Origin of the sequence: Pseudomonas sp. ACN5, assembly GCF_002303975.1 — a bacterium.
In the GTDB taxonomy this organism is placed as follows: domain Bacteria; phylum Pseudomonadota; class Gammaproteobacteria; order Pseudomonadales; family Pseudomonadaceae; genus Aquipseudomonas; species Aquipseudomonas laurylsulfatiphila.
The window spans coordinates 1-25981 of the sequence record NZ_MRCP01000022.1 but is presented as its reverse complement, the minus strand read 5'-3'; the positions used below and the strand labels follow the sequence as shown (position 1 = coordinate 25981).

Annotated in this window: 29 protein-coding genes; 12 read left to right on the top strand and 17 right to left on the bottom strand. The window is 58.7% G+C overall.

The features are described from left to right. Positions 1 to 169: 169 nt before the first annotated feature. From BSF40_RS28545 to BSF40_RS28530, 4 genes are all read left to right on the top strand, one after another. The gene (locus tag BSF40_RS28545; RefSeq protein ID WP_095967843.1) at positions 170 to 457 is read left to right on the top strand and encodes a hypothetical protein; all 288 of its coding nucleotides are present in this window, start codon (positions 170 to 172) and stop codon (positions 455 to 457) included. Positions 458 to 529: 72 nt separating this feature from the next. Further along, a complete protein-coding gene (locus BSF40_RS28540) occupies positions 530 to 694 on the top strand; it encodes a DUF1328 domain-containing protein (protein WP_003177151.1) in 165 nt (54 codons plus the stop codon). Between the two features lie 840 nt (positions 695 to 1534). Then, a complete protein-coding gene (gene gltP, locus BSF40_RS28535; RefSeq protein WP_015092920.1) occupies positions 1535 to 2866 on the top strand; it encodes a glutamate/aspartate:proton symporter GltP in 1332 nt (443 codons plus the stop codon). 213 nt (positions 2867 to 3079) lie between these two features. Beyond that, on the top strand, positions 3080 to 4309 hold the full coding sequence (locus tag BSF40_RS28530) for a nucleoside recognition domain-containing protein (protein ID WP_095967842.1): 1230 nt from the start codon (positions 3080 to 3082) through the stop codon (positions 4307 to 4309). On the opposite strand, the gene BSF40_RS28525 is transcribed toward BSF40_RS28530, so the two are convergent. Beyond that, positions 4291 to 5388 carry an aminopeptidase gene (locus tag BSF40_RS28525; RefSeq protein WP_095967841.1) on the bottom strand — a complete coding sequence of 366 codons (1098 nt, stop codon included), beginning with the start codon at positions 5386 to 5388 and terminating at the stop codon, positions 4291 to 4293. The genes BSF40_RS28530 and BSF40_RS28525 overlap by 19 nt on opposite strands. Before the next feature lie 59 nt (positions 5389 to 5447). On the opposite strand from BSF40_RS28525, the gene BSF40_RS28520 reads away from it, so the two are divergent. Beyond that, on the top strand, positions 5448 to 5870 hold the full coding sequence (locus BSF40_RS28520; protein ID WP_095967840.1) for a hypothetical protein: 423 nt from the start codon (positions 5448 to 5450) through the stop codon (positions 5868 to 5870). A gap of 40 nt (positions 5871 to 5910) precedes the next feature. Continuing rightward, positions 5911 to 6333, top strand: coding sequence for a hypothetical protein (locus BSF40_RS28515; protein ID WP_007969772.1), 423 nt, complete (start codon positions 5911 to 5913; stop codon positions 6331 to 6333). A 4-nt stretch (positions 6334 to 6337) separates the two neighbouring features. On the opposite strand, the gene BSF40_RS28510 is transcribed toward BSF40_RS28515, so the two are convergent. Beyond that, positions 6338 to 6571: a DUF1161 domain-containing protein gene (locus BSF40_RS28510; protein ID WP_095967839.1), complete on the bottom strand. Its 234-nt coding sequence runs from the start codon at positions 6569 to 6571 to the stop codon at positions 6338 to 6340. Positions 6572 to 6753: 182 nt separating this feature from the next. Next, a complete protein-coding gene (locus BSF40_RS28505; RefSeq protein ID WP_095967838.1) occupies positions 6754 to 7185 on the bottom strand; it encodes an OsmC family protein in 432 nt (143 codons plus the stop codon). Positions 7186 to 7424: 239 nt separating this feature from the next. Here BSF40_RS28505 and BSF40_RS28500 point away from each other — a divergent pair, with 239 nt between their 5' ends. After that, a complete protein-coding gene (locus BSF40_RS28500; RefSeq protein WP_095967837.1) occupies positions 7425 to 8426 on the top strand; it encodes an LLM class flavin-dependent oxidoreductase in 1002 nt (333 codons plus the stop codon). 68 nt (positions 8427 to 8494) lie between these two features. Here BSF40_RS28500 and BSF40_RS28495 read toward each other — a convergent pair whose 3' ends face one another. Further along, a complete protein-coding gene (locus tag BSF40_RS28495; protein WP_015092928.1) occupies positions 8495 to 8719 on the bottom strand; it encodes a DUF1161 domain-containing protein in 225 nt (74 codons plus the stop codon). A gap of 121 nt (positions 8720 to 8840) precedes the next feature. Further along, a complete protein-coding gene (locus BSF40_RS28490) occupies positions 8841 to 9056 on the bottom strand; it encodes a dodecin (protein WP_015092929.1) in 216 nt (71 codons plus the stop codon). A gap of 157 nt (positions 9057 to 9213) precedes the next feature. On the opposite strand from BSF40_RS28490, the gene BSF40_RS28485 reads away from it, so the two are divergent. Then, a complete protein-coding gene (locus tag BSF40_RS28485) occupies positions 9214 to 9537 on the top strand; it encodes a YqjD family protein (protein ID WP_095967836.1) in 324 nt (107 codons plus the stop codon). Here the strand turns inward: BSF40_RS28485 and BSF40_RS28480 are convergent. Beyond that, on the bottom strand, positions 9534 to 10427 hold the full coding sequence (locus BSF40_RS28480; RefSeq protein ID WP_095967835.1) for a LysR family transcriptional regulator: 894 nt from the start codon (positions 10425 to 10427) through the stop codon (positions 9534 to 9536). The two genes, BSF40_RS28485 and BSF40_RS28480, sit on opposite strands and share 4 nt — an antisense overlap. Positions 10428 to 10551: 124 nt before the next feature. Between BSF40_RS28480 and trpB the strand changes: the two genes are divergently transcribed. Further along, entirely contained in the window at positions 10552 to 11772 is a 1221-nt protein-coding gene (trpB, locus tag BSF40_RS28475) for a tryptophan synthase subunit beta (protein WP_008002146.1), read from the top strand. Then, positions 11772 to 12584 carry a tryptophan synthase subunit alpha gene (trpA, locus tag BSF40_RS28470; protein ID WP_015092933.1) on the top strand — a complete coding sequence of 271 codons (813 nt, stop codon included), beginning with the start codon at positions 11772 to 11774 and terminating at the stop codon, positions 12582 to 12584. Before trpB ends, trpA begins: the two co-directional genes overlap by 1 nt. Before the next feature lie 148 nt (positions 12585 to 12732). Here trpA and BSF40_RS28460 read toward each other — a convergent pair whose 3' ends face one another. The 11 genes from BSF40_RS28460 to BSF40_RS28410 form a co-directional block, all read right to left on the bottom strand. Further along, positions 12733 to 14694 carry a DUF4105 domain-containing protein gene (locus BSF40_RS28460; protein ID WP_095967834.1) on the bottom strand — a complete coding sequence of 654 codons (1962 nt, stop codon included), beginning with the start codon at positions 14692 to 14694 and terminating at the stop codon, positions 12733 to 12735. Continuing rightward, the gene (locus BSF40_RS28455; protein ID WP_008045884.1) at positions 14691 to 15011 is read right to left on the bottom strand and encodes a DUF2388 domain-containing protein; all 321 of its coding nucleotides are present in this window, start codon (positions 15009 to 15011) and stop codon (positions 14691 to 14693) included. Before BSF40_RS28455 ends, BSF40_RS28460 begins: the two co-directional genes overlap by 4 nt. 28 nt (positions 15012 to 15039) lie before the next feature. Then, positions 15040 to 15357 carry a DUF2388 domain-containing protein gene (locus tag BSF40_RS28450; RefSeq protein ID WP_095967833.1) on the bottom strand — a complete coding sequence of 106 codons (318 nt, stop codon included), beginning with the start codon at positions 15355 to 15357 and terminating at the stop codon, positions 15040 to 15042. 107 nt (positions 15358 to 15464) lie between these two features. Then, entirely contained in the window at positions 15465 to 15785 is a 321-nt protein-coding gene (locus tag BSF40_RS28445; RefSeq protein WP_095967832.1) for a DUF2388 domain-containing protein, read from the bottom strand. A 145-nt stretch (positions 15786 to 15930) separates the two neighbouring features. Continuing rightward, positions 15931 to 16140: a DUF1127 domain-containing protein gene (locus BSF40_RS28440; protein WP_095967888.1), complete on the bottom strand. Its 210-nt coding sequence runs from the start codon at positions 16138 to 16140 to the stop codon at positions 15931 to 15933. A 258-nt stretch (positions 16141 to 16398) separates the two neighbouring features. After that, positions 16399 to 16614 carry a DUF1127 domain-containing protein gene (locus tag BSF40_RS28435; protein WP_007969750.1) on the bottom strand — a complete coding sequence of 72 codons (216 nt, stop codon included), beginning with the start codon at positions 16612 to 16614 and terminating at the stop codon, positions 16399 to 16401. Positions 16615 to 16934: 320 nt separating this feature from the next. Then, positions 16935 to 18428 (bottom strand): acetyl-CoA hydrolase/transferase family protein, encoded by a 1494-nt coding sequence (locus BSF40_RS28430; protein ID WP_095967831.1) that lies wholly within the window; start codon positions 18426 to 18428, stop codon positions 16935 to 16937. A gap of 213 nt (positions 18429 to 18641) precedes the next feature. Beyond that, a complete protein-coding gene (locus BSF40_RS28425; protein ID WP_095967830.1) occupies positions 18642 to 20075 on the bottom strand; it encodes an NAD(P)(+) transhydrogenase (Re/Si-specific) subunit beta in 1434 nt (477 codons plus the stop codon). Further along, complete coding sequence (locus BSF40_RS28420; RefSeq protein ID WP_095967829.1) at positions 20072 to 20428, bottom strand: NAD(P) transhydrogenase subunit alpha; 357 nt, start codon at positions 20426 to 20428, stop codon at positions 20072 to 20074. The genes BSF40_RS28425 and BSF40_RS28420 overlap by 4 nt, the downstream gene beginning before the upstream one ends. 11 nt (positions 20429 to 20439) lie before the next feature. Continuing rightward, positions 20440 to 21561 (bottom strand): Re/Si-specific NAD(P)(+) transhydrogenase subunit alpha, encoded by a 1122-nt coding sequence (locus BSF40_RS28415; protein WP_007969746.1) that lies wholly within the window; start codon positions 21559 to 21561, stop codon positions 20440 to 20442. A 435-nt stretch (positions 21562 to 21996) separates the two neighbouring features. Then, positions 21997 to 22896 (bottom strand): LysR family transcriptional regulator, encoded by a 900-nt coding sequence (locus BSF40_RS28410; RefSeq protein WP_095967828.1) that lies wholly within the window; start codon positions 22894 to 22896, stop codon positions 21997 to 21999. Positions 22897 to 23053: 157 nt separating this feature from the next. On the opposite strand from BSF40_RS28410, the gene BSF40_RS28405 reads away from it, so the two are divergent. Both BSF40_RS28405 and BSF40_RS28400 read left to right on the top strand, forming a co-directional pair. Then, a complete protein-coding gene (locus tag BSF40_RS28405; protein WP_007969743.1) occupies positions 23054 to 24235 on the top strand; it encodes an acyl-CoA dehydrogenase in 1182 nt (393 codons plus the stop codon). 13 nt (positions 24236 to 24248) lie between these two features. Further along, the gene (locus tag BSF40_RS28400; protein ID WP_095967827.1) at positions 24249 to 25469 is read left to right on the top strand and encodes a CaiB/BaiF CoA-transferase family protein; all 1221 of its coding nucleotides are present in this window, start codon (positions 24249 to 24251) and stop codon (positions 25467 to 25469) included. Positions 25470 to 25981 lie beyond the last annotated feature (512 nt).

Below are 25981 nucleotides of genomic sequence, written 5' to 3'. Positions count from 1 at the left end.
CGTGCAGGATGCGTACGATGTGATTTCTTTGATGATCTTAAGATGTTGATATTAAAGGAAATTAATTCATTTCAATGCTGGCATGCGGGGTGCAATTGTCTGGTTGACCAGGGCATTCAAAAACAAACGCCCGCTATCGAATACCGACCCGAGTGGTAGGAGCTCCAGGATGAATCGTCAACGTGCCGCCCACCTGCAACTCTCGCCTGTGCATATTCAGCAAGGACTGTTTGCTGTTCTGGCGCTGTTGCTCACCCTTATCGGCGGCCAACAGTTTCTGCGCTGGGAGCAGAGTCAGCAGCCGCAAGCGCCACAACTGTCAATTGAGCATCCGACCCAAACCCATTTCAGTGCTGTTGGCAGTCTTCAGGCCGATAGCCCCCCGATGCGCATGATGGACGTCGACCAGGCCGGGCCTGCAGGTGAGATACGTCATCAGGAGCGCTGGGTGTTCTAGGTCAAAAATTTCCGCCGCAGCGATGTGCCGGGAAACGCAACACCTCTAAATAGAAGCGTAAGGAGAATCACCATGTTGAGCTGGGCAATCACATTCCTGATCATTGCCATCATCGCCGCAGTACTGGGCTTCGGTGGTATCGCGGGCACCGCCACGGGTATCGCCAAGATTCTGTTTGTCGTGTTCCTGGTGATGTTCATTGCTTCCTTCTTCTTTGGCCGTCGCGGTCGAGGCTGACATGAAAGGTTTGTTCAAGACGCTGGCAGCCGCCCTGCTATCAGGGCGGTAGTGCCATGGCATGCGGGCTGAGGCTTCTGCGGAATGCCTGAGGCCCTCATGCAGGGCTTGTCGGTAGAACAGAATTTGTACACGAAGGAGGTCACAGCGCCTCTTTCGATCTGCGTCACCTGAGGAAGGCTGGCGCATGACCAAGGGGTCGGGATGTTCTGCCTGCTTCAGGGGCGGAGTGACCTACGGGTACAGGGAGTACCTGCGTAAGGGCTGGGTCAGGAAAAGCTGCTGCGCAAGTTCGCCGGACCACCATGGCTCGACGAGCTTGCGAAGGGCTGGATCAAGCAACACATTGAAATAGAGCGCTCGTCTCGATTTCATCACTGTTATCGGCTCCTTGTCCCTGTTACGTCGGAAATTACTTTTCCCGGTGTTTCACAGGCGACCGTATATCGAGAAAAATCCCTTTTTTTTGGTCGCGATTTTTCGCTTTGTCCTACGGGATTTTGTTGAAAAATCAACGCTCGGCCACTGCTCAAAAAACATTCAATCTGCTCTGTGATGACCGGTTCACGGCACTTATGCCTGCCGAAATGTCGTAATCGAACCGATTGCGACGCCGCATTCAGCAAAAAAACCTCATGCCGATTCGGCATAGGGTAGGCGTTTACGGCATTAGACGGCGCTTCCTTGCATCGGAATAGTTGCGCCTTTTTTCGCCTGCCAGAGAGCCGCAAACACGCGTTCCGGGGCACCTTATACGGGGGGTAGATGCACTAGACTTTTTCGCCATGAGCGTTCCAGTTCGCGCATCTCCCTGAGTCAAACGCAAGTAAGGGTAAAGATATGAAGAAGGCAAAGCTTAGCCTCGCCTGGCAGATCCTCATCGGTCTGGTATTGGGGATAGCAATCGGTGCGCTGCTCAACCATTTCAGTGCCGAAAAAGCCTGGTGGATCAGCAACGTCCTGCAACCGGCAGGCGATATCTTTATCCGTCTGATCAAGATGATCGTGATCCCGATCGTCATCTCCTCTTTGATCGTCGGCATTGCCGGCGTTGGTGACGCCAAGAAGCTGGGACGCATCGGCTTCAAGACCATCGTCTACTTCGAAATCGTCACGACCATCGCCATCGTGGTCGGTCTGCTGCTGGCCAACCTGTTCCATCCGGGTGCCGGCATCGACATGAGCACCCTGGGCACTGTGGACATTTCCAAGTACCAGGCGACTGCCGCCGAGGTCCAGCATGAACACGCGTTCATCGAAACCATCCTCAACCTGATCCCGTCGAACATCTTCGCGGCCATGGTTCGCGGCGAAATGCTGCCGATCATCTTCTTCTCCGTATTGTTCGGTCTCGGGCTGTCGAGCCTGCAGGCGGACCTGCGCGAGCCGCTGGTGAAGATGTTCCAGGGCGTGTCGGAAAGCATGTTCAAGGTCACTCACATGATCATGAACTACGCCCCGATCGGCGTGTTCGCACTGATCGCGGTGACCGTGGCCAACTTCGGCTTCGCGTCGTTGATACCGCTGGCCAAGCTGGTGATCCTGGTTTACGTCGCCATCGCCTTCTTCGCGTTCGTGATCCTGGGCCTGATCGCTCGCCTGTTCGGCTTCTCGGTGATCAAGCTGATGCGCATCTTCAAGGATGAGCTGGTACTGGCCTACTCCACCGCCAGCTCCGAAACCGTGCTGCCGCGCGTGATCGAGAAGATGGAAGCCTACGGCGCGCCGAAAGCCATTTGCAGCTTCGTGGTACCGACCGGTTACTCGTTCAACCTCGACGGCTCGACCCTGTACCAAAGCATTGCGGCGATCTTCATTGCCCAGCTCTATGGCATCGACCTGTCGATCAGCCAGCAACTGCTGCTGGTCCTGACGTTGATGGTCACCTCCAAAGGCATCGCCGGCGTACCGGGCGTGTCCTTCGTGGTCCTGCTGGCCACCCTCGGCAGCGTCGGTATTCCACTGGAAGGCCTGGCGTTCATCGCCGGTGTCGACCGCGTCATGGACATGGCCCGTACCGCACTGAACGTGATCGGCAACGCCCTGGCTGTTCTGGTTATCGCGCGTTGGGAAGGCATGTACGACGACGCCAAGGGCCAGCGTTACTGGAACTCCCTGCCGCACTGGCGTAGCAAGGAAAAGCTGCCGGCGGGTGAAACCTCCAGCAACTGATACAAAACCTGTGGGAGCGAGCTTGCTCGCGATGACCGACTAAAGCCGACATTGATGTCGACGGATACACCGCTATCGCGAGCAATCGAGCGTCGACCGGCTGCTCCCACAGTGATCTACGAAAGCCGCACCAGACAAACCCCGGAGAAATCCGGGGTTTGTCGTTTCTGGTCACCCCGCTATCATTCGCGGATCTTTTGGGGGATTTGACTGATGCTCAATGGCCTGTGGCTTGGCTTCTTCATCGTGGCAGCCGTTTCGGCGCTGGCGCAGTGGCTGATTGGTGGCAACGCCGGGATATTCGCGGCGATGGTGGAGAGCATTTTTGCCATGGCCAAGCTGTCGGTCGAGGTCATGGTGCTGCTGTTCGGCACCCTCACCCTCTGGCTGGGTTTTCTGCGCATTGCCGAGAAGGCCGGCATCGTCGAATGGTTGGCCAGGGCCTTGGGGCCATTGTTTTTGCGCCTGATGCCCGAAGTCCCGCCTGGTCATCCAGCCATCGGCCTGATCACCCTGAACTTCGCCGCCAACGGCCTCGGTCTGGACAACGCCGCCACGCCTATTGGCCTGAAGGCCATGAAAGCGCTGCAAGAACTCAACCCCAGCGCTACCGTCGCCAGTAACGCACAGATCCTGTTCCTGGTGCTCAACGCCTCTTCGCTGACCCTGCTGCCGGTGACCATCTTCATGTATCGCGCCCAGCAAGGCGCGCCTGACCCGACGCTGGTGTTCCTGCCGATCCTGCTGGCGACCAGTTGCTCGACCATTGTCGGCTTCCTGTCGGTGGCATTCATGCAGCGCTTGCGCGTCTGGGACCCGGTGGTGTTGGCCTACATGATCCCCGGCGCCCTCGCCCTCGGTGGTTTCATGGCGCTGCTGGCGACCCTTTCGGCGACCGCGCTGGCCGGCCTGTCATCGATCCTCGGCAACCTGACGCTGTTTGGCCTGATCATGCTGTTTTTACTGATCGGCGCGCTGCGCCAAGTGAAGGTGTACGAGGCCTTCGTTGAAGGTGCCAAAGAGGGTTTCGACGTCGCCAAGAACTTGCTGCCCTATCTGGTGGCGATGCTCTGCGCGGTGGGTGTCCTGCGGGCCTCCGGGGCACTGGACTTCGGCCTGGACGGGATTCGTCATCTGGTGGCGTGGGCCGGTTGGGACACGCGCTTCGTCGATGCGCTGCCGACGGCGATGGTCAAACCCTTCTCCGGCAGTGCCGCCCGGGCGATGCTGATTGAAACCATGAAGACCTCGGGCGTCGACAGCTTTCCGGCGCTGGTGGCGGCGACAATCCAGGGCAGTACCGAGACCACGTTCTATGTGCTGGCGGTGTACTTCGGTGCCGTGGGCATCCAGCGTGCGCGCCATGCGGTTGGCTGCGCCTTGCTGGCGGAGCTGGCCGGGGTGCTGGGTGCAATCGGTGTTTGCTACTGGTTCTTTGGTTGATCGACGTCGTCAGCCAGCGTCTTAAGCGCGGCCTTGCGCTCATCCGTCGGTAAGCCGCCGAGCTTTTCTGCGGCGGCATAGAACCTGGGCCAATCGCCATCCACCTGATGGAACAGCGCGTCAAATGCCGGTACCCACTGGTCGTACAAGCCAAACGGCAATAGCCGGGCATTGTTCATGGGGGCATGAATCCAGGCGTCGTAGCGTTTGTCTCCAGCCCACTGACTGTCGCGCAGTTGCCGGTATTCGCTGCGCAAGCGCTCGAACTCGGCCGCTTTGCGCTGGCGCATCTGTTTGGTTGGCAATGGCAAGACGTAGAGCTTTTCCAGCCTGGCGCGGGTTTCCAGCACCAATTCAGTGAACTGGTCGCGCTGACGCGCCTGCGCATTGTTGTCCGGTGGCAGGTGGCGATAGGCCCGCCATTGGCGAGTACCTTCCTGCTCGACGAAGGTGGCAAAGGATTCGTTGAACTCGGTGTCGTCCTTCACATAGACGCGCTGATGGGCCAGTTCGTGAAAGATCAGCGTGGCCAGTCGCTCATCCCCCCAGCCCATCATCGAACTGATGATCGGATCGTTGAACCAGCCGAGTGTCGAATAGGCCTCGACACCGCCAATCGACACGTCCATGCCCTGCAAGCGTTGCAAGGCTGCTTCGCCGCGAGCTGCGCTCTGACTGTAGTACCCGCGATAGGCCACGCAGCCGGCGATGGGAAAACAGTGGTTTACAGGCTTGAGGGAAAATTCCGGCGTGACGAAGACATTCCAGACGACGAAGGGACGGCCAATGTCCGCATACAAGCGGTAACTTTGGTTATCCGGCAGGTGCAATTGCCGGCTGGCGAACGTTCGGGCCTTTTGTGATTGCTCCAGGTGCATACGCAGTTTTTGGTCGCGCGCCGGGTCGGCAATCACGCTGGAAACCGGCTCCCTGGCCCGCAGCAACTGCAGTTGGCCGCTGGCCAGTTGGCTGTAATAGCTGATGCTGGTGCAACCGTTGAGCAACAAAAACAACACGCCCGGAAACAAAACGCGAAAAACGCGATCAAGTAACCCAAGGCTAGGAAGCGGCCTGATCACAATAATTCTTCCTTGGAGAGTCTTCCCGCAAGACTATCCCGCCTCACTGGAGCTCCGCTATGCGCACGATGATACTGACAGGAAGTCTGCTGTTGCTGGCCGGCTGTGCCGGATTCGGAATACCCCGCCATGATCCTGCGCAAGCCTGGATCGACCTGGACTCGAAGCAAGAAGATACGGCGTTGCAGGCACTGGAGGTCGATGACAAGGCCACCGACGATAAACGCTACTTCGAAGTTCAGCCCGGTAGCCATGAATTGACAGTCCGCTACCAGTTTCCGGTGCAGCCCACCAACATCGGCCCCGACGCCGAGCCGTTGTGGCGCGATTGTCAGTTGAATGTGAAATTCAAGGATTTCAACGCCGGCGAACGTTATCAACTGCAAGCGGGGAACATCGGTTTTCGGCCGTGGGCCAAGCTCTATGATCAGCAGCGAAAAGTGATCGGCCATGGCACTCCTGCGGGCTGCCAACGAACCTGATCGGCGTTATGCTGGATGCATATCCCCTGGGACATCCATCATGCGCAGGTTGATGCTGTTACTCGCCGTTGGAGTCGTCGCGGGCTGTCAAAGCCCGATGCCGACACCTGATCCAAAAATGGCCTGGGTTGATTTTTCGACGCCCTTCCCTAACGACAAGTTGTTGATGGCTGAACGCCTGGACAAACAGCGATTGCGCGATGGGCGTTATTTCGAAGTGACGCCCGGCAGCCACGAACTGATCGTGCGTTTCGACTTTGAAGTCCCCGGCGGTGGTGGCTTGAGTATGATGAGCGGGCCCTCTGAGCGGCTGTGCTACCTGACCATCCGTTATGATCATTTCGAAGCCGGTCAGCGTTATGTACTCGAAGGCCGCTCCATAGCGTTTACCCCCGGCGCCCGGCTGTACAACGCCAAGCGCGAGATCGTCGCTGAAGACCGGGAAGCCAACTGCCTGATGTGAGATGTCAGCGGTCGTTCTTCTGGTAGATGATTTTTTTGGTGCCGTTTTCGCACGAGCCCACGACCATGTTCTGGTCGTGCACTTCGTCGTTAGTGACGATTTCAAGCGTGTAGGAAGTGACGCCACTGGCCTGGATCTTTTCTTCGATCTCGGCCTTGAGCTCTTCGCAGGGTTTCGGTGCTGCGAGGGCCGACGTGGCCAATGCGCAACAGATAACCGCCAGGGCAAAACGTTTCATGGTTGAAGCTCCTTTGAGGCAGCACGCCTGTTCACAGGTTTTCGCTGCTGTCATTTATTCGACCATATTATTAGCGGGCAAATCTGTAACGACACAAAAAAGATCGCAGCCTTGGGCTCCTCTTGCCGAATGACCCCGGCAGGTTACGCAAGGCTGCGATTTTTCTTTGCAAAAATGAAGATCTAGCTGACCAATGTTGCCTCCAGGCTGATCTTGGCATTCAGCACTTTGGACACCGGGCAGCCCTCTTTGGCCTTGTTGCTGAGTTCTTCGAACTGCGCCTGGCTTGCCCCGGGGATTTTCGCCTGCAGAACCAATTTCACTGCGGTGATCGCAAAACCGCCGTCCACTTGATCCAGAGTGACTTCCGCCTGGGTATCGATGCTATCGGCCTTCAGGCCGGCGTCACCGAGAATCATGGAGAACGCCATGGAGAAACAGCCGGCGTGGGCAGCGCCGATCAACTCTTCCGGGTTGGTGCCCCGGCCGCCTTCGAAGCGCGCCTTGAAGCCGTAGGGGGCTTCCCGGAGCACGCCGGTTTCTGTGGAAATCGCGCCGATGCCGGTTTTCAGATCACCTTCCCAATGTGCCGATGCTTTCTTGACGATAGCCATGCCTGCCTCCTGAAGGTCGGCGCGAAAGGTCGCGCCTGTGGGGTTTTCGGTTGCCAGGGTTGTGAGGATAGACGAAGGGGCAAAGTTCACTTCGTCCGATCAATCTGCTTTTTTCGCGGGATTTTTTACCGGGCTATTGAAACTCGGGTATATGCCCACATTGCATGAACACGCTTTTGGATTCGGCAGGTTTGCGTTCGCAAGAACAAACCTGCGCCCTCAATTGGAGAAGCAGGTTTATGAAACGACTGTCCGATATCAAGTTCTCGACCCTCGATCTGGTGCCGGTGCGCGAGAACGGCAGCGCGGCCCAGTCGCTGCGCAACTCGCTGGACCTGGCGCAGCATGTCGAGAAGTTCGGTTACAACCGCTTCTGGGTGGCTGAGCACCACAACATGGACGGCATCGCCAGTTCCGCGACATCGGTACTGCTCGGTTATCTGGCCGGTGGCACGTCGACCATTCGTGTCGGTTCGGGCGGTGTGATGTTGCCCAACCACGCACCCTTGGTGATTGCCGAGCAGTTCGGCACCCTGGAAAGCCTGTATCCGGGCCGGATTGATCTGGGCCTGGGGCGCGCGCCCGGTTCCGACCAGATGACCGCACGTGCGTTGCGCCGCGAGCGCTCCGGCAGTGCCGACGACTTCCCGGAAGATGTGGCGGAACTGGTGCGCTACCTCGGGCCACGTACCCCGGATCAACGAATCATCGCCATGCCGGGAACCGGGACCCATGTGCCGGTCTGGTTGTTGGGATCGAGCCTGTTCAGTGCACAGCTGGCCGGTGAACGTGGTTTGCCCTACGCCTTCGCTTCGCATTTCGCACCGCGCTACATGCATGAAGCGATTCGGGTCTACCGCAATCACTTCAAGCCCTCAGCCGTTTTGGACAAACCCTACGTAATGCTCGGCGTGCCATTGGTGGCAGCCGATACCGACGAGCAGGCCGATTACCTGGCGACTTCGGTGTTCCAGCGGATTCTCGCCCTGATGCGCGGCCAAAGCCTGGTACAGCGTCCGCCGGTGAAGACCATGGACGGCCTGTGGCTGCCCCATGAGAAAGAGGCTGTGCACGATTTTCTTGGTCTGGCCATGATTGGCAGCCCACAGAAAATCCGCGCCAAACTCGAGGTCCTGATCGAACAGACCCAGGCTGACGAGCTGATTTTCACCTGTGACCTGTACGAACATTCGGATCGCGTGCATTCCTACGAGCTGCTCGCGCAGGTTATGCGCGGCTGATACTCAAACGGCAGGCATGAAAAAGCCGGCGCCAGGGCGTCGGCTTTTTCAATCAGGCGAGGATCAGCCTACTTTTTGTAGACGATCACTTTGGCGCCCTTTTCGCATTGACCAACGACTTTTCCGCCAGATGCACTACCTTTATCGACAATCTCCAGCGAATAACCGGAAACGCCCTTGGCATCAAGTTTCGCTGCGATTTCGGCTTTCAGCTCTTCGCATGGCTTGCCACCATCTGCCAATACGGTCCCCGCAAGGCTTAACAAACCTACCGCCAACATAAACTTCTTCATCGGTTGCATTCCCTGGTCGGATCATAGGGGTAACCAGCCGTCAGCCGGACGCACTCATTCAGCGCTTTGCCATTCCCTATGGCATTCGGCCGGCGTGCAAGTTCAGAAGACTAGCCCAAAGTCAGCTGCTGGCAATCCGGAATCCGACTTTCAGGGTCACCTGAAAGTGCGCAGCCTTGCCGTCCCTGATGTGCCCACGAGTCTCGGTGACTTCAAACCATTCCATGTACTTGATGCTTTTGCTGGCTTCGGTCAGAGCATTGTTGATCGCATCTTCGATACTGCTGGTGGACGAGCCGACCAGCTCGACTTTCTTGTAGGTGTGATGGTCAGACATGGCGTTCTCCTTGGCGTGTGAATTACAGCCTAGCAGTGATTTTTCCTATTTCTTCTGTTGGCCGTTCTGAGAGTGAAGTTCAGATTTTCTGCACTTTCTCGAACCTCTGAAGTCCCAACCAACACACGCCACTCATCACCAATGCAGGAGAGCCACCATGGCCAACACCTCGTTACGCAAAGCCTCATTGCAAAGCATGGAAGCCGAGATCGAGAGTCTGCTCAAGTCTTTGGAAAACCTGAAGGACGATGCCTCGGACGAGTCGCGTAAAACCCTCAAGACCCTGAAAGGCAACGCCGAGAATGCCTTGAAGCACTCGCGCCATCTGCTTGCCGACGCCTATGAAGAGGTCAAGGTCAAAACCCGTGAAACCGGGATTGCCACCAGGGACTACGCCCAGGAGCACCCCTGGACGACAGCCGGTGTCGCCGTGGGCGCATTGGGCCTGCTGGCCGCTTATCTGTTGTGCAAGCGTGACTAATCCGTTTGGCGCAGCTCGTTTTTAAGCCACTGCGCCAGTTGCCGGGCGCGCCCGTCCGCGGCGCGCTTGGGTAGCCACAACGCCAGTTGTGCCGGGGTTTCACTGAAGCCCCAGGGCGCAACCAGGCGGCCGGCCTTCAAGTCCTCTGCCACCAAGGGTTCGGGGGCAATCGCCACGCCCAAACCCGCGACAGCGGCTTCCAGCAAGTAGTACAAATGCTCAAATCCCTGACCGTACTTCAACGCCCTGGCGTCGAGGCCGCATTGTTGCGCCCAATTTGGCCAGGCTTGCGGGCGTGAAGTGGTGTGCAGCAAGGGTTCGTTCAGCAGTGCGCTCTCCGGCGCTTGCTTGAGCCGCTCATAGCCGGCGAACCGAGGGCTCATGACCGGCCCGATACGTTCGCTGGCCAGCTCGAAAACCTGCATGTCCGCCGGCCAGGGTGGCTCGGCAAAGACCAGCAAGGCATCCAGTCCCGGTCTTCGCGGATCGAGATCGCCTTCTCCGGCCGACAGGTGCAGACGCAGGTCCGGCAAGTCGGCATTGAGCCTCCCCAGTCGCGGGATAAACCAGCGCGCCAACAGGCTTCCCGAGCAACCGAGTACGAACGGGGCGTCGGCCGTGCTTTGTGTGAGTTCTGCGCAGACGCTGCGCAGGCGCTCGAAGGCTTCGCTGCTGGCGTCACGCAGGCGTAAGCCGGCATCTGTGAGTTTCAGGCCGCGACCGTCCTTGATGAACAGGCTGACGCCGAGGTGTTCTTCAAGCACCTTGAGCTGCCGGCTAACCGCACCATGGGTGACATGCAGCTGCTCGGCCGCGTGACTGACACTGTTCAAGCGGGCAGTGGCTTCGAAGGCGCGAAGCGCATTCAGCGGAGGAAGGTCATGGCTCATTGGATCTGTGAGTTTTCCTGACAGGTTGTGGCGATCTTATCGGTTTTCAGGCCGGGGCGTCAGGGGTAGAGTGAAGCCCACTATCTCTTTATGCATCACTTCACGCATTCAACTGGAGCGCCAAATGACCCAGACTAATCTGCGCAACGGCCCTGATGCCAACGGCCTGTTTGGCGCGTTCGGTGGCCGCTACGTTGCCGAAACCCTGATGCCGTTGATCCTCGACCTGGCCCGTGAATATGAATTGGCCAAGGAAGATCCTGCATTCAAGGAAGAACTGGCCTACTTCCAGCGCGACTACGTCGGACGTCCAAGCCCGTTGTACTTCGCCGAGCGTCTGACCGAGTTCTGTGGCGGCGCAAAGATCTATCTCAAGCGCGAAGAGCTGAACCACACCGGCGCGCACAAGATCAATAACTGCATCGGCCAGATCCTGCTGGCGCGACGCATGGGCAAGAAACGCATCATCGCCGAGACCGGCGCCGGCATGCACGGCGTGGCCACTGCCACCGTGGCTGCACGTTTCGGCCTGGATTGCGTGATCTACATGGGCACCACTGACATCGAACGCCAGCAGGCCAACGTTTTCCGCATGAAGCTGCTGGGCGCCGAGGTTATCCCGGTGGTCGCCGGCACCGGCACGCTCAAGGATGCAATGAACGAAGCCCTGCGTGACTGGGTGACCAACGTCGACAGCACCTTCTACCTGATCGGCACCGTGGCCGGTCCGCACCCTTACCCGGCGATGGTCCGTGACTTCCAGGCCGTGATCGGCAAGGAAACCCGCGAGCAGTTGCAAGCCCAGGAAGGTCGCCTGCCGGACAGCCTGGTGGCGTGCATTGGCGGTGGCTCCAACGCCATGGGCCTGTTCCATCCGTTCCTGGACGACAAGAGTGTCGAGATCATCGGCGTTGAAGCGGCCGGTTATGGCATCGAGACCGGCAAGCATGCGGCCAGCCTGAACGGCGGCGTTCCAGGCGTGCTGCACGGCAACCGCACGTTCCTGCTGCAGGACGACGATGGCCAGATCATCGATGCCCACTCGATCTCCGCCGGCCTCGACTACCCGGGCATCGGCCCGGAACACGCCTGGTTGCACGACATCGGCCGCGTTCAGTACACCTCGGTGACTGACGACGAAGCCCTCGCCGCGTTCCACCAGTGCTGCCGCCTGGAAGGGATCATCCCGGCCCTGGAAAGCGCCCATGCCCTGGCTGAAGTATTCAAACGCGCACCGACCCTGCCAAAGGATCACCTGATGGTGGTCAACCTGTCCGGCCGTGGCGACAAAGACATGCAGACCGTGATGCACCACATGGAACAATCCAAGCAGGAGAAACACTGATGAGCCGCCTGCAAACGCGTTTTGCCGAACTCAAGGAACAGAACCGTGCCGCCCTGGTGACCTTCGTGACCGCTGGCGACCCGGGCTATGACACCTCCCTGGCAATCCTCAAGGGCTTGCCGGCGGCTGGCGCCGATGTGATCGAGTTGGGCATGCCCTTCACCGACCCGATGGCTGACGGCCCGGCCATCCAGCTCGCCAACATCCGTGCGTTGGGTGCCAAACAGAATCTGGCGAAAACCCTGCAAATGGTTCGCGAGTTCCGCCAGGACAACAACGAAACGCCGCTGGTGCTGATGGGTTACTTCAACCCGATCCACATGTACGGTGTACCGCGCTTCATTGCCGAAGCCAAAGAGGCCGGCGTTGACGGCCTGATCGTGGTCGACCTGCCGCCGGAGCACAACGGCGAGCTGTGCGACCCGGCGCAGGCTGCGGGCCTGGACTTCATCCGCCTGACCACGCCAACCACCGACGATGTGCGCCTGCCGACTGTTCTTAACGGCAGCTCCGGTTTCGTCTACTACGTGTCGGTGGCCGGTGTGACCGGCGCAGGTGCCGCCACGCTGGAACACGTCGAGGAAGCGGTTGCCCGTCTGCGCCGCCATACCGACCTGCCGATCAGTATCGGTTTCGGTATCCGGACTCCGGAACAGGCAGCGTCCATTGCACGCCTGGCTGATGGCGTGGTGGTGGGCTCGGCGTTGATCGATCACATCGCCAATGCCACGTCCCCGGAACAAGCCGTGGATGGCGTGCTGAGCCTGTGCTCGGCATTGGCCGAAGGCGTGCGTAAGGCCCGCGTCAGCTGAAGGCACCGTTCCTGATTCAGGGACTGAACAGCAAAACGCGGTAAACCTTGTGGGAGCGAGCTTGCTCGCGATAGCGGCGTGTCAGCCGACATCAATGCTGGATGTGCAGCCCTCATCGCGAGCAAGCTCGCTCCCACAGGTCGCGGTATCAAGGCAACTCTATGCCGCCTGCTGCCTTGTGCAGTTTGCGCAAATGCTCGCCAATCTGCTTCACGTTGGCTTCGTTGGCGGCCATTTCGGCGGCACGACCCGGTTCGAGCAACGCTCTCACTTCCTTGTCCAGGTCCCCGGACAGCGCCAGAAGCTGCTTCTGGCGCTGGCTGCTTTCCGATTCCAGGTGCTCCCACTCGCTCGGCTGTGGCAAGCCATATCCGTTGGTGCCCAGTAGTTCCGCCGGACGGCTGAGGAAGCCACTGTTGGCGAGAATGTCCTTGAGCGTCTGGTTGGCCTTGTCCATGCCGCCATTCTGCAGTTCTCGGGCGCCCAGATAGCGCTGCTTCACTTCATCCTGAGCCAGCAGCATCTGCTGACGGAAACTGGCCTGTTCCAGCAGGAGCAACGCCGCGCTGGTGCGCAGGTCCGCCTGGTCGAACCATTGCCGACGATCCGCGGCTTTCAAGTCCAGCCACTCTTCGACGGTTTCCTGTTTGATCGGCAAGTGCTTTTTCAGGATTTCGAACATCGCCTGATAGCGTTCGCGGAAGGAATCGAAACGATAACCCAGGCGCAAGGCTTCCCGCGGATCGTCCAGCACACTGGTGTCCGCCAACCCTCGACCTTTGAGCACTTCCAGCAAACCGTTGGGCATGATGTTGTCGAGCCCTACCAATTTCGGATTGTTGGTGCCGCCGCGCAGCAATTTCAGTTCTTCCACCGCACAGTTGTTCGACAGGAAGAAGTAGTTGCCGTCGTAGCTCCAGTGCATCTCGGCGGCACGCTCCACCACGTCTTCAACCTCTGTGCGCGACAGGTTCAGGGGCACGGAGGCCAGGCTGCGCAGTTCGGTCTTGGTATATTCGTCGATGACCTGGGACAGCGGCAGGATAAACAGCCGCGACGGGTATTTACCGACCAGGCCATCCCAGCTCGACAACTGTACGTCGCCGACGAAGGCGCGATACGACAGCACCAGGTGCTGGTCCAGGTCCAGTCGGCAATCCGGACCACGGGGGCGGCCCGGCGCGCAGATCACCAGACGCAGCATGCTGTGGCCCCAGCGGCTGAACAGGTTCTGGTTAGCCTCGGCCAGCAGATAGTCAACGGCATAGACCCGCTCCGGATCGACCTGCCCCAGCGGTGTCTTGGCGAAATCGTTGCCGGCATTGAGGAACGCGACGGTGTTGCTGCAGGTGTCACTGGCGGCGGGCGCCCAGCCGAAATGCTCTTTGTAGTAGCGATACAGTGCGGGACGGCGGCAGGCGTAGCTCGGGTCAAGGAGGAAATACTCCATGTTGATCGCGACGAATTCCTTGGGGCTGCTGGTCTCGTAGATATCCGGACTGCGGGCAATCTGGCGATTGTGCTGTTCGCGTTCACCCCGACGGCCTACGTATTGCTGCCAGCCGGCCAGGTCGAGCAGGCGCGGATCGTCGCTGAGGGTAAAGCGCCGATCGGACTGGCCCCGACATTGGTCGGGTATGCCGACCAGCCCTGAGCTGTTGTTGCGCCGGGTGCAGCGCTGAATCAACTTGCGCTCGTCATCCGGCCACAGGCGCGAACGGTCGTAGATGTGAGTCAGCTCGTGCAACACAGTGGCCAGCATCTCCCGACGCACGGTGCCATGGGGGCGATGGGTTTTTTTGCTCGCAGCGCTGCCATCGGTGAGACCGGCCAACAGATTGCGGTTCAGATCGAGCTCGGACACCAGCGATGCCTGGCCGTAGGCATTGCGCGGCATGTCATCGGTCCAGCCGACGACGATACGCCGGTCCAGTTGCTCGATGAAACGTGGCGGCAGCGCCTGCATGGCTTCATCAAGCAACGCCTGGCTGGCTTGCTGTTGCGCGGGCGTCAGACCTTCGGTCTTGAGTTGCAACTGAAGGCCTGCGTGGGCCGTGTTGCCAAGCAGCAACAGGGCCCCGGTCAGCAGCCAGGCACGTGGACACCTCACAGTGCGAGGATGGCTTCGGCGAGATCCTGATCGCTGGCGTCGCGCGCTTCCGGCACGCGGGTACGCAGCAAGTTGAAAGCGGACTCCAGGTGAGCGCCACGAATGTCGCCGTTGCTGGCGACGAAACTGGCGGCGTCGTCCTGGGCTTCGCGCACGATTTTCGAATCGCGAATGGACGTGGTGGTGTCGGAGGTGAAATCGAGGGTGCGCTGGGTCGCACGGATCAGGATGTTACTGGTGGCAACCAGAGTATGTGCCTGGGCCACATCGGCCAACAGCAGCAGGCCGAGGATGGCAGCAATCAGCGGGTTACGCATGGATCGAACTCCAGAAAAACGGGGATAACTATTGGACGAGAATTGCTTGCGCCAGTTCAAGGTCGCTGGCATGAAGTTTTGCCTGGGTCTGGCGCAGATACCGAAGGGCCGACTCCAGTCGTGCGCCTCTCAGTTGGCCGTCACTGGCAATGAATGCCGCGGCATCATCGTGGGCGGCGAGCAGTAGTTTATGGTCGAAGGGGGCGGAGGTCACGAGGCTTGTGGCGTAACCACTGGCGACGGTGCCCTGTGTGGACAGGTTAAAGGCGTCATAAGCGTGGGCTGATGCGCAGTAACCCAGAGTAAGAAAAACTGGAGCGATCAAGGGAATGGAAAGAAAACGCATGAGACTCGACAGTTGAAAGTGAGTCCCAAGGCTAGCGCAAGGGCCGGTCTAGAGCCAGTGCCAAAACATTGGGACACGCCGGGCGTGCCCCATGTCTGTACCGCCGTTTAGATGGTCAGGATCGCCTGAGCCAGTTGTGCGTCTGTTGCGCTCAGTTGCGGCGCCTTATGGCGAATGTGGTCGAGGGCGCTTTCCAGCTTCACGCCGCGGATGGAGCCTTCGCTGGCGACGAAGCTGGCGGCGTCGTCACGGGCGGCGAGGACAATCTTGTCATCCTTGAACGACGACGAGACGATGTTGGTGGTCGCATCGGAAGTGGCCTTGAGCGCATTGACCACAGCATCCGTGGTCACGATGAAGCTGGTGGCTTGGGCACTGGCAGCCACGGCAAACAGGGCCGCGGCGCTAAGCAGGCGAAGACGGGACATGGGGTAACTCCTTTTGGTAGACCATTTGAAATATGGCGCAGTGTCTGCAAAGTCAGACGCCAGGCACTCGGCGTTCGCCACGTTCTGAAGTGATATTAGGCCTGTCTGTGTCGGTTCGAACAGTCCTGACCCTGTGCGCGGTAAGTCAGCGCCAGAAGGGTTTATCCAATTCATGGCTGCGGTCGGCGTGGCTGATACCCAGATCCGATAGCTGGCGATCATCGAGTTGAGCCAGCAAACGTCGTGTTCTCGCCCTTTCCAGGCCAGCGCAGAGTCCCTTCAGCAGCCCTCGAAGCCAGTGCTGGCAAGTTCTCGATTGAGCCGAGGGAATGGAAAAATCCTGCAGGTTCTTCATGGCACGGTCCCTGTCCTGATAAGTGGAAAGCTCCATGCTGACACCTGCCGAGTATCCACTACAGACACACGGCGGCAATATTGTACTCATGCAGTTTATGTTTTTTTCAAACTGTACTGGTGATCAGGTTTCTCTTCTGTAAGACCGGGTTTGCCAGGCCAAAACGACAAAACCCGTCGTGGTTGCCCACGACGGGTTTTGTTTTTTCAATTCGGGTTGCTGGCGGTGGACCTTAAGGTCAGAGCCAGCGACGCTAACTTAGCGCCAGAACGGCTTGCTCAGCTCTTCGTAGCGTTGTGCTTCGCTAATCCCGGCGTCAGCCAGCAGACGCGAATCCAGGCGAGCCAGTTGATGGCGGCTGGTAATGCGGCGCTGCCACAACATCAGGTTGGCGATAACGCGCAGAGGCAGGGAAGCCTGGGTTTTTGCAGCAGTGTCTTCGAAGAACAGATCGGAACTGAGTGTACGTTCCATGGTGGTCATCCTTCCGCTTGTGGCGGGATTAGGTAGTGGTTTAACTGGTGCCCATGATCCTCTTGTTTGCCTAGTCTCTGTAGATACAGTTCATCTGTATTGTGAGAGCTCAGTTAACTGTTTATAGGGGGTGTACTGGTCGAAATTGAGGCAACTGTACCTGTCTGCACTGTTTAAGTGCAAAAACGCTGTTTTACCCCGATGAGGTAGGAATTTTCCGTAGGAAATGACCAGTACAGCAGTACAGTTTTTTTCATATTACGAGGGTGACAAGAGCAAGCTGGCGAAACTGTGTTTGCGCCAGCTGTTATCTGTAGCAATTACTTCTTCAGCATGTGCCCGGTTTCTTCCAGGTTTATGTGCCAACTGAGTGCGTCACGCAGGATGTGCGGGGTATGTCCGCCGATGGCGCACGCAGCAGTGAAGTAATCATTCAGCGCCTGGCGGTAATCCGGGTGCACGCACTTGTCGATGATGACCCGGGCACGCTCCCGGGGCGCCAGGCCTCGCAAGTCTGCCAGGCCCACTTCGGTCACGAGGATGTCGACATCATGTTCGGTGTGGTCAACATGGCTGACCATCGGTACCACGCTGGAGATTGCGCCGCCTTTGGCAATCGACTTGGTCACGAATACGGACAGGTGTGCGTTGCGCGCGAAGTCGCCGGAGCCACCGATGCCGTTCATCATCCGGGTGCCGCAGACGTGGGTGGAGTTGACGTTGCCGTAGATGTCGAACTCCAGCGCCGTGTTGATGCCGATGATGCCGAGGCGGCGCACGACTTCCGGGTGGTTGGAGATTTCCTGCGGGCGCAGGACCAGCTTGTCCTTGTAACGCTCCAGGTTGCCGAACACATCGGCGTTGCGCCGGCTCGAAAGGGTGATCGAGCTGCCCGAAGCAAAGCTCAGCTTACCGGCGTCGATCAGGTCGAAAGTCGAGTCCTGCAGCACCTCGGAATACATCGTCAGGTCTTCGAACGGCGAGTCGATCAGGCCACACATCACCGAGTTGGCGATGGTGCCGATACCGGCCTGTAGTGGACCGAGCTTGTTGGTCATGCGTCCGGCGGCCACTTCCTGTTTGAAGAAGTCGATCAGGTGGTCGGCAATGGCTTGGGTCTCGGCGTCTGGCGCCAGTACCGTGGAGGGTGAGTCAGCCTGATTGGTGACCACGATGGCGACGATTTTTTCCGCTGGAATCGGGATGGCGGTGCTGCCAATGCGGTCGTCGACTCTGACCAATGGAATCGGAGTGCGGGTCGGGCGATAGGTCGGGATATAGATGTCGTGCAGGCCTTCGAGGTTCGGGTTGTGTGCCATGTTGATCTCGACGATCACGTGCTTGGCGAAAATCGCGAAGCTGGCCGAGTTGCCTACCGAAGTGGTTGGCACGATATGCCCTTGCTCGGTGATCGCAACGGCTTCAATCACGGCAATGTCCGGCAGTTTCAATTGCTGGTTGCGCAATTGCTCCACGGTTTCCGACAGGTGCTGGTCGATGAACATGACTTCACCGGCGTTGATCGCCTTGCGCAGGGTGCTGTCGACCTGAAACGGCATGCGCCGCGAGAGCACACCGGCTTCGGTCAACTGCTTGTCGAGGTCGTTGCCCAGGCTTGCGCCAGTCATGAGGCTGATCTTCAGTGGCGTGACCTTGGCGCGCTCGGCCAGCGCCTGAGGAACGGCTTTGGCTTCTCCGGCGCGAGTAAAGCCACTCATGCCGACGGTCATGCCATCCTCAATCAGGGCGGCAGCGTCGGCAGCGCTCATCACTTTGTCCAACAACGAAGGCAGGCGAATACGGTCACGGTACATGGATTGTTATCTCGGGCAACAGGTAGCAGGACGTGCAGTCTAGTGAATTGCGTCGACTTCTGTCCCGCTACCAAGGTCGCAATCGAGGCGTCTATTCCGCGCCTTTCAAGCAAAACACCGTTACCGGATCGGTAACAAAAGAGTGGTTTGTCCGACGATTTGCGCAAACAAAAACGCCCCGACGAGTCGGGGCGTTCTGTGTACCGCAGAGGATTAGTCGACGGCTTTTACCATGTCTTCGATGACCTTTTTGGCGTCACCGAACACCATCATGGTTTTGTCCAGGTAGAACAGTTCGTTGTCCAGGCCGGCATAGCCGCTGGCCATCGAGCGCTTGTTGACGATGATGGTCTTGGCCTTGAACGCTTCGAGGATCGGCATGCCGGCAATCGGCGATTTCGGATCGTTCTTCGCGGCCGGGTTGACCACGTCGTTGGCGCCCAACACCAGCACCACGTCGGCCTGGCCGAACTCGGAGTTGATGTCTTCCATCTCGAACACCTGGTCGTAAGGTACTTCGGCCTCCGCCAGCAACACGTTCATGTGGCCCGGCATACGACCGGCAACCGGGTGGATCGCGTACTTCACGGTCACGCCGCGATGGGTCAGCTTCTCGGTCAGTTCCTTCAGCGCATGCTGCGCCCGTGCTACCGCCAGGCCATAGCCCGGAACGATGATCACGGTGTCGGCGTTGGTCAGCAGGAAAGTCGCGTCGTCAGCCGAGCCGGATTTCACCGGACGGGCTTCCTTGGCGCCTGCCGGACCTGCGTCGGCTGTATTGCCGAAACCGCCGAGCAGTACATTAAAGAAGGAGCGGTTCATCGCCTTGCACATGATGTACGAGAGGATCGCGCCGGACGAACCTACCAGCGAACCCGCGATGATCAGCATCGAGTTGTTCAGCGAGAAGCCGATACCTGCCGCTGCCCAGCCGGAGTAGCTGTTGAGCATCGACACGACCACTGGCATGTCCGCGCCACCGATCGGGATGATGATCAGCACACCCATGATGAAGGCCAGGGCCAGCATCAAGGCGAAGGCGCTGAGATCGCCGGTCAACATGAAGGTGATGCCCAGGCCCAGGGTAGCCACGCCAAGCAGCAGGTTCAGTTTGTGTTGACCGGTGAACTGTACCGGTGCGCCCTGGAACAGGCGGAACTTGTACTTGCCCGACAGCTTGCCGAAAGCGATGACCGAACCGGAGAAGGTGATCGCACCAATGGCCGCACCGAGGAACAGCTCCAGGCGGTTACCGGCCGGGATCGCGTCACCCAGTTGTGCAACGATACCCAGCGATTGCGGCTCGACGACTGCTGCAATGGCGATGAACACCGCGGCCAGGCCGATCATGCTGTGCATGAAGGCGACCAGTTCGGGCATCTTGGTCATTTCAACGCGTTTGGCCATGATCGAACCGGCGGTGCCGCCGATCAGCAGGCCGACGATCACGTAGACGATACCGTCCTGGGCCAGTTCGGCACCGAGCTTGTAGATCAGGCCGACCGTGGTGAGGATCGCCAGGCCCATGCCGAGCATGCCGAACAGGTTGCCGCGACGCGACGTGGTGGGATGCGAAAGGCCCTTGAGCGCCTGGATGAAGCAAACCGAGGCGATCAAATACAGGGAAGTAACCAGGTTCATGCTCATGCTTGCTGCACCTCAGCCTTGACTGCTTCGGCCTTGGCGGCCGGAGTTTTTGCCGGGGCCGCTTTCTTCTTGAACATTTCCAGCATGCGCCGGGTCACCAGGAAGCCACCAAAGACGTTGACCGCAGCCAGGGCCACGGCCAGGGTACCCATGGTCTTGCCCAGCGGGGTGACAGTGAGGGCGGCGGCGAGCATGGCGCCGACGATCACGATGGCAGAGATGGCATTGGTGACAGCCATCAGTGGCGTGTGCAGTGCAGGTGTAACGTTCCAGACCACGTGGTAGCCGACGTAGATGGCCAGCACGAAGATGATCAGGTTGTAGATACCGTGAGAGATCAGCATGTCTTCCATTGTTTTTATCCTCAGCCGTTCTTGCGCACGATCTGGCCGTCGCGGCACATCAGGCACGCGGCGACGATATCGTCTTCAAGGTTGATCACCAGTTGTCCTTCTTTATCGAACAACAGTTTCATGAAGTCCAGCAGGTTGCGTGCGTACAGCGCCGACGCATCGGCCGCCACTGCGCCCGCCAGGTTGGTCGGGCCAACGATGGTCACGCCATTTTCGACGACCACCTGATCGGCCACGGTCAGCGGGCAGTTACCGCCCTGGGCTGCCGCGAGGTCGATGACTACTGAGCCCGGTTTCATCTGTGCCACGGTTTCTGCGCTGAGCAGCGTCGGTGCCTTGCGACCGGGAATCAGTGCTGTGGTGATGACGATGTCAGCCTGCTTGGCGCGTTCGTGCACGGCCGCGGCCTGGCGCTGCATCCAGCTGGCCGGCATCGGCCGGGCGTAACCACCGACACCAACGGCGCATTCACGCTCTTCGTCGGTCTCGTAAGGCACGTCGACGAACTTGGCGCCGAGGGATTCGATCTGCTCTTTCACCGCAGGACGCACGTCAGAGGCTTCGATCACCGCACCCAGGCGTTTTGCCGTAGCAATGGCCTGCAATCCGGCCACACCGGCACCAAGGATCAGCACGCGCGCCGCTTTTACGGTGCCCGCAGCCGTCATCAGCATCGGCATGAAACGTGGGTAATGGTGAGCGGCCAGCAAGACAGCCTTGTAACCGGCAATGTTGGCTTGCGACGACAGCACATCCAGGCTTTGGGCGCGGGAGGTGCGTGGCGCAGCCTCCAGGGCGAAGGCGGTAATGCCGCACTCGGCCATTTTGGCGATGGTTTCGTTGTTGAACGGATTGAGCATACCCACCACAACGGTGCCGCTTTTGATCAGCGCCAGCTCGCTGTCGCTGGGGGCGACCACCTTCAAAATCAGCTCTGCTCCAAACGCATCATTGGCGCTGCCAATGGTTGCGCCTGCCGCTTCATAGGCACTGTCGACAACGCTGGCATTAACGCCGGCGCCGCTTTGTACAGTGACCTTATGACCCTGGCTGATCAGCTTCTTGATGGTTTCCGGGGTTGCAGCAACCCGTGTTTCACCGGTCTGGGTTTCGAGAGGAACACCAATGTGCACGTCAAATCTCCTGCGTGATCTTATTGAGTAAACCCATGCACTACGGATGGTGCGGCTGGGGCGGCCGATCAGCACGATCCCGCCAAATCAGGGCGGGGCGCGGCATTTTGCAGGCGAACTTTGTGCCCTTCAAGGGATTATGACGGGTGACGGAAAATTAACTACAAGTCACCCCGTGACCGAATGTCGCAACCAACCGGCTCGATCCCTTGCAAACCGTGCTTTACAAGGATTCTGGCCGAAATTGAAGAATTTATACATCGGCCGTATGAATGATGCGGCATCGCCTCGAAATAGTGGCCCAAAGCCGCGTGATCTGGCGCTTGTGGGACGTTTGTACGACTTTTCGATACAGTTTGCTGTCATGCGACAAATACGTATATCTGTAGGGCTTTGTTTTTGCTGACTACGGGGTCAAGTAACGTTGGAGAGCCTTTACTCCTCTAGGCTGTAGCTGTGCGCCTGGTTTACCAGCCAGTCACGAAATGCCCTTAAAGACGCGGATTCGACCTTTCGCTCAGGAATCATCAGGTAATAAGCCTTGATGCTGGACAGTGCTTGCGGGTTGGCGATCACCAGACGTTTTTCTTTCAACTCCCTTTGAATCAGGAACGGCGGAATCAGGGCAATGCCCATGTCATGCATGGCCGCTTGGGCGAGCATGGAGAATAGCTCGTAGCGGGGGCCTGTCATGTCTCGCGGGACATTCAGGTGTTGGGAGTCGAACCACTGGCGCCAGGCATAAGGACGGGTGGTTTGTTGCAGCAGGGGCAAATCGGCGATTTCGTCGGGCGTAAGGCTGTTGTTGTTTCCGAGCAGGTTGGGGCTGCAAACGGGCATCGGATTTTCACCCATCAGCCTGTGGGATTCTGTACCCGACCAATCCGCGTCGCCGAAGTAGATCGCGGCATCGAAATCAGTGTCGGCGAACAGGAACGGGCGTGTGCGGTTGGTCAGGTTGACCGTCACTTCCGGGTGCTTGTGCTGGAAATCCTTGAGTCGTGGCAGCAGCCATTGGGTGCCGAAGGTCGGCACCACGGCCAATTCGATTACGTTGGTGCCCTGCTGGCCCATCACGGACAAGGTGTCGCGCTCAACTGCATCAAGTTGAGTGGCGATCCGGCGGCTGTAGGAAAGCCCGGCCTCCGTCAACTTCACTCCGCGCCGCGAACGTCGGAACAGTTCTACGCTTAGGAACTCCTCAAGGCTGGCGATCTGTCGGCAGATCGCCCCCTGGGTCAGCGAAAGCTCCTGGGCGGCCTTGGTGAAGCTTTCATGGCGCGCCGCGGCCTCGAAGCTGATCAGGGCGGTGGTGCTGGGTATCTTCCTGCGCATGTACGTCAACCTCACTAATGCATCGCATAAAAGCTCTTTTGCGACGTTTCGGAGTGAGAAATTAGCACAACAGTATGCGAAATCCTCGTTTGCCGTAGCGCCGATCCAGGCCTAGGATCACTCCACGTTATTTGACCCGATTCGAGAGGACACACTCATGGGTGGTAAAGCTAGCTTCAACTGGATCGATCCCCTGCTGCTGGATCAACAGCTCACTGAAGAAGAACGCATGATTCGCGACACGGCTGCGCAGTTCGCTCAGCAGAGCCTGGCGCCGCGCATTCTTGAAGCTTTCCGCCATGAGAAGACCGATCCGGCGATCTTCCGCGAAATGGGCGAAGTGGGTCTGTTGGGCGCAACCATCCCCGAGCAGTACGGTGGCAGTGGCCTGAACTACGTCAGCTATGGCCTGATCGCCCGTGAAGTCGAGCGTATCGACTCCGGTTATCGCTCGATGATGAGCGTTCAGTCCTCGCTGGTGATGGTGCCGATCAATGAGTTCGGTACCGAAGCGCAGAAGCAGAAGTACCTGCCGAAACTGGCCTCGGGCGAGTGGATCGGCTGCTTCGGTCTGACCGAGCCTAACCACGGTTCCGACCCGGGCGCGATGATCACTCGTGCGCGCAAAGTGGAAGGCGGCTACAGCCTCACCGGCAGCAAGATGTGGATCACCAACAGCCCGATTGCCGACGTGTTCGTGGTCTGGGGCAAGGATGATGCCGGCGACATCCGCGGCTTCGTTCTGGAGAAAGGCTGGAAAGGCCTGAGCGCTCCGGCGATTCACGGCAAGGTTGGCCTGCGGGCATCGATCACCGGTGAAATCGTGATGGACAACGTGTTCGTGCCGGAAGAGAACATCTTCCCGGATGTCCGTGGCCTGAAAGGTCCTTTCACCTGCCTCAACTCGGCACGTTACGGTATCTCCTGGGGCGCACTGGGTGCGGCCGAGTTCTGCTGGCACACCGCTCGCCAGTACACCCTGGATCGCCAACAGTTCGGCCGTCCATTGGCAGCCACTCAGTTGATCCAGAAGAAACTGGCCGACATGCAGACCGAAATCACCATGGCGCTGCAAGGCTGCCTGCGTCTGGGTCGTATGAAGGATGAAGGCACTGCGGCGGTCGAAATCACTTCGATGATGAAGCGCAACTCTTGCGGCAAGTCCCTGGACATCGCGCGCATGGCTCGCGATATGTTGGGCGGCAATGGCATCTCCGATGAGTTCGGCGTTGCTCGCCACCTGGTGAACCTGGAAGTGGTGAATACCTATGAAGGTACGCACGACGTCCATGCACTGATCCTCGGTCGTGCGCAAACCGGCATCCAGGCGTTCTATTAACAGGAGGACGTCCATGGGCGCGCTATCGCATCTACGGGTACTGGATTTATCGCGGGTGCTGGCCGGGCCTTGGGCCGGGCAGATCCTGGCCGACCTCGGCGCTGAAGTGATCAAGGTCGAGCGCCCCGGTAACGGTGATGACACGCGCGCCTGGGGGCCACCGTTCCTTAAAGACGCTTATGGGGAAAACACCAGCGAGGCTGCCTATTACCTGTCGGCCAACCGCAACAAGCAATCGGTCACCATCGACTTCACTCGCCCCGAAGGGCAGAAGCTGGTGCGTGAGCTGGCGGCGAAGTCGGACATCCTGATCGAAAACTTCAAGGTTGGTGGTCTGGCGGCCTATGGCCTGGACTATGAATCGATGAAGGCGATCAATCCGGACCTGATCTATTGCTCGATCACCGGGTTTGGCCAGACCGGTCCTTACGCCAAGCGTGCGGGTTATGACTTCATGATCCAGGGGTTGGGCGGTCTCATGAGCCTCACGGGGCGACCTGAAGGCGAAGAAGGTGCGGGGCCGGTGAAGGTTGGCGTGGCGCTGACGGATATCCTGACCGGGCTGTACTCGACTGTCGCGATCCTGGCTGCGCTTGCGCATCGGGATCACGACGGCGGTGGTCAGCATATCGACATGGCGCTGCTGGACGTGCAGGTGGCCTGTCTGGCCAACCAGGCCATGAACTACCTGACGACAGGCAATGCGCCTAAACGCTTGGGTAATGCTCATCCGAACATTGTGCCCTATCAGGATTTTCCTACGGCGGACGGCGATTTCATCCTTACCGTTGGGAACGACGGGCAGTTCCGCAAGTTCGCGGAAGTGGCCGGGCAGCCGCAGTGGGCGGACGATCCGCGTTTTGCCACCAACAAGCTGCGGGTAGCGAACCGTGCGCTGTTGATTCCGCTGATCCGCCAGGCAACGGTGTTCAAGACCACCGCTGAATGGGTGGCGCAGCTGGAGCAGGCGGGCGTGCCATGCGGGCCTATCAATGACCTGGCGCAGATGTTTGCCGATCCTCAGGTCAAGGCGCGCGGCTTGGCCATCGAGCTGCCGCATGCGCTGGCGGGAATGGTGCCTCAGGTGGCGAGCCCTATTCGTCTGTCCGAAACCCCGGTGGAGTACCGGTTTGCGCCACCTTTGCTGGGTGAGCATACGCTGGAGGTATTGCATCGGGTCTTGGGGCTGGATGCAGGCTCGGTGTCTGCGCTCAAGGCGTCTGGCGTGCTTTGATTGCTCTCCTCTATATAGGGAAGCGCTTTTGCTTCTCTATATAGGCTGCAAACCCGGCGTTTTGGCGCTTTCTGCAAGTTATTGATAGAAAAGCAAAGTCAGTGCTTGACGGCTGATTTCAGATGTCTATAATTCGCCCCACTTCCGGCGCAGTCGAAACGGAAAACTCCTTGATAAACAAAGAGTTACGCAGTTTTCGGCAGCGGGTTGCTTCAGTTCATCGAAGCGCCAAGGAAGTTGAAAAAGAGGTGTTGACAGCAGCGAGTAACGCTGTAGAATTCGCCTCCCGCTGACGAGAGATCGAAAGCGCAAGTGGTTGAAGTTGTTAAGGATTCCTTGAAAACTTCTGAAAAAAATCACTTGACAGCAAATGAGGCTGCTGTAAAATGCGCGCCTCGGTTGAGACGAAAGATCTTAACCAACCGCTCTTTAACAACTGAATCAAGCAATTCGTGTGGGTGCTTGTGGAGTCAGACTGCTAGTCAACAGATTATCAGCATCACAAGTTACTC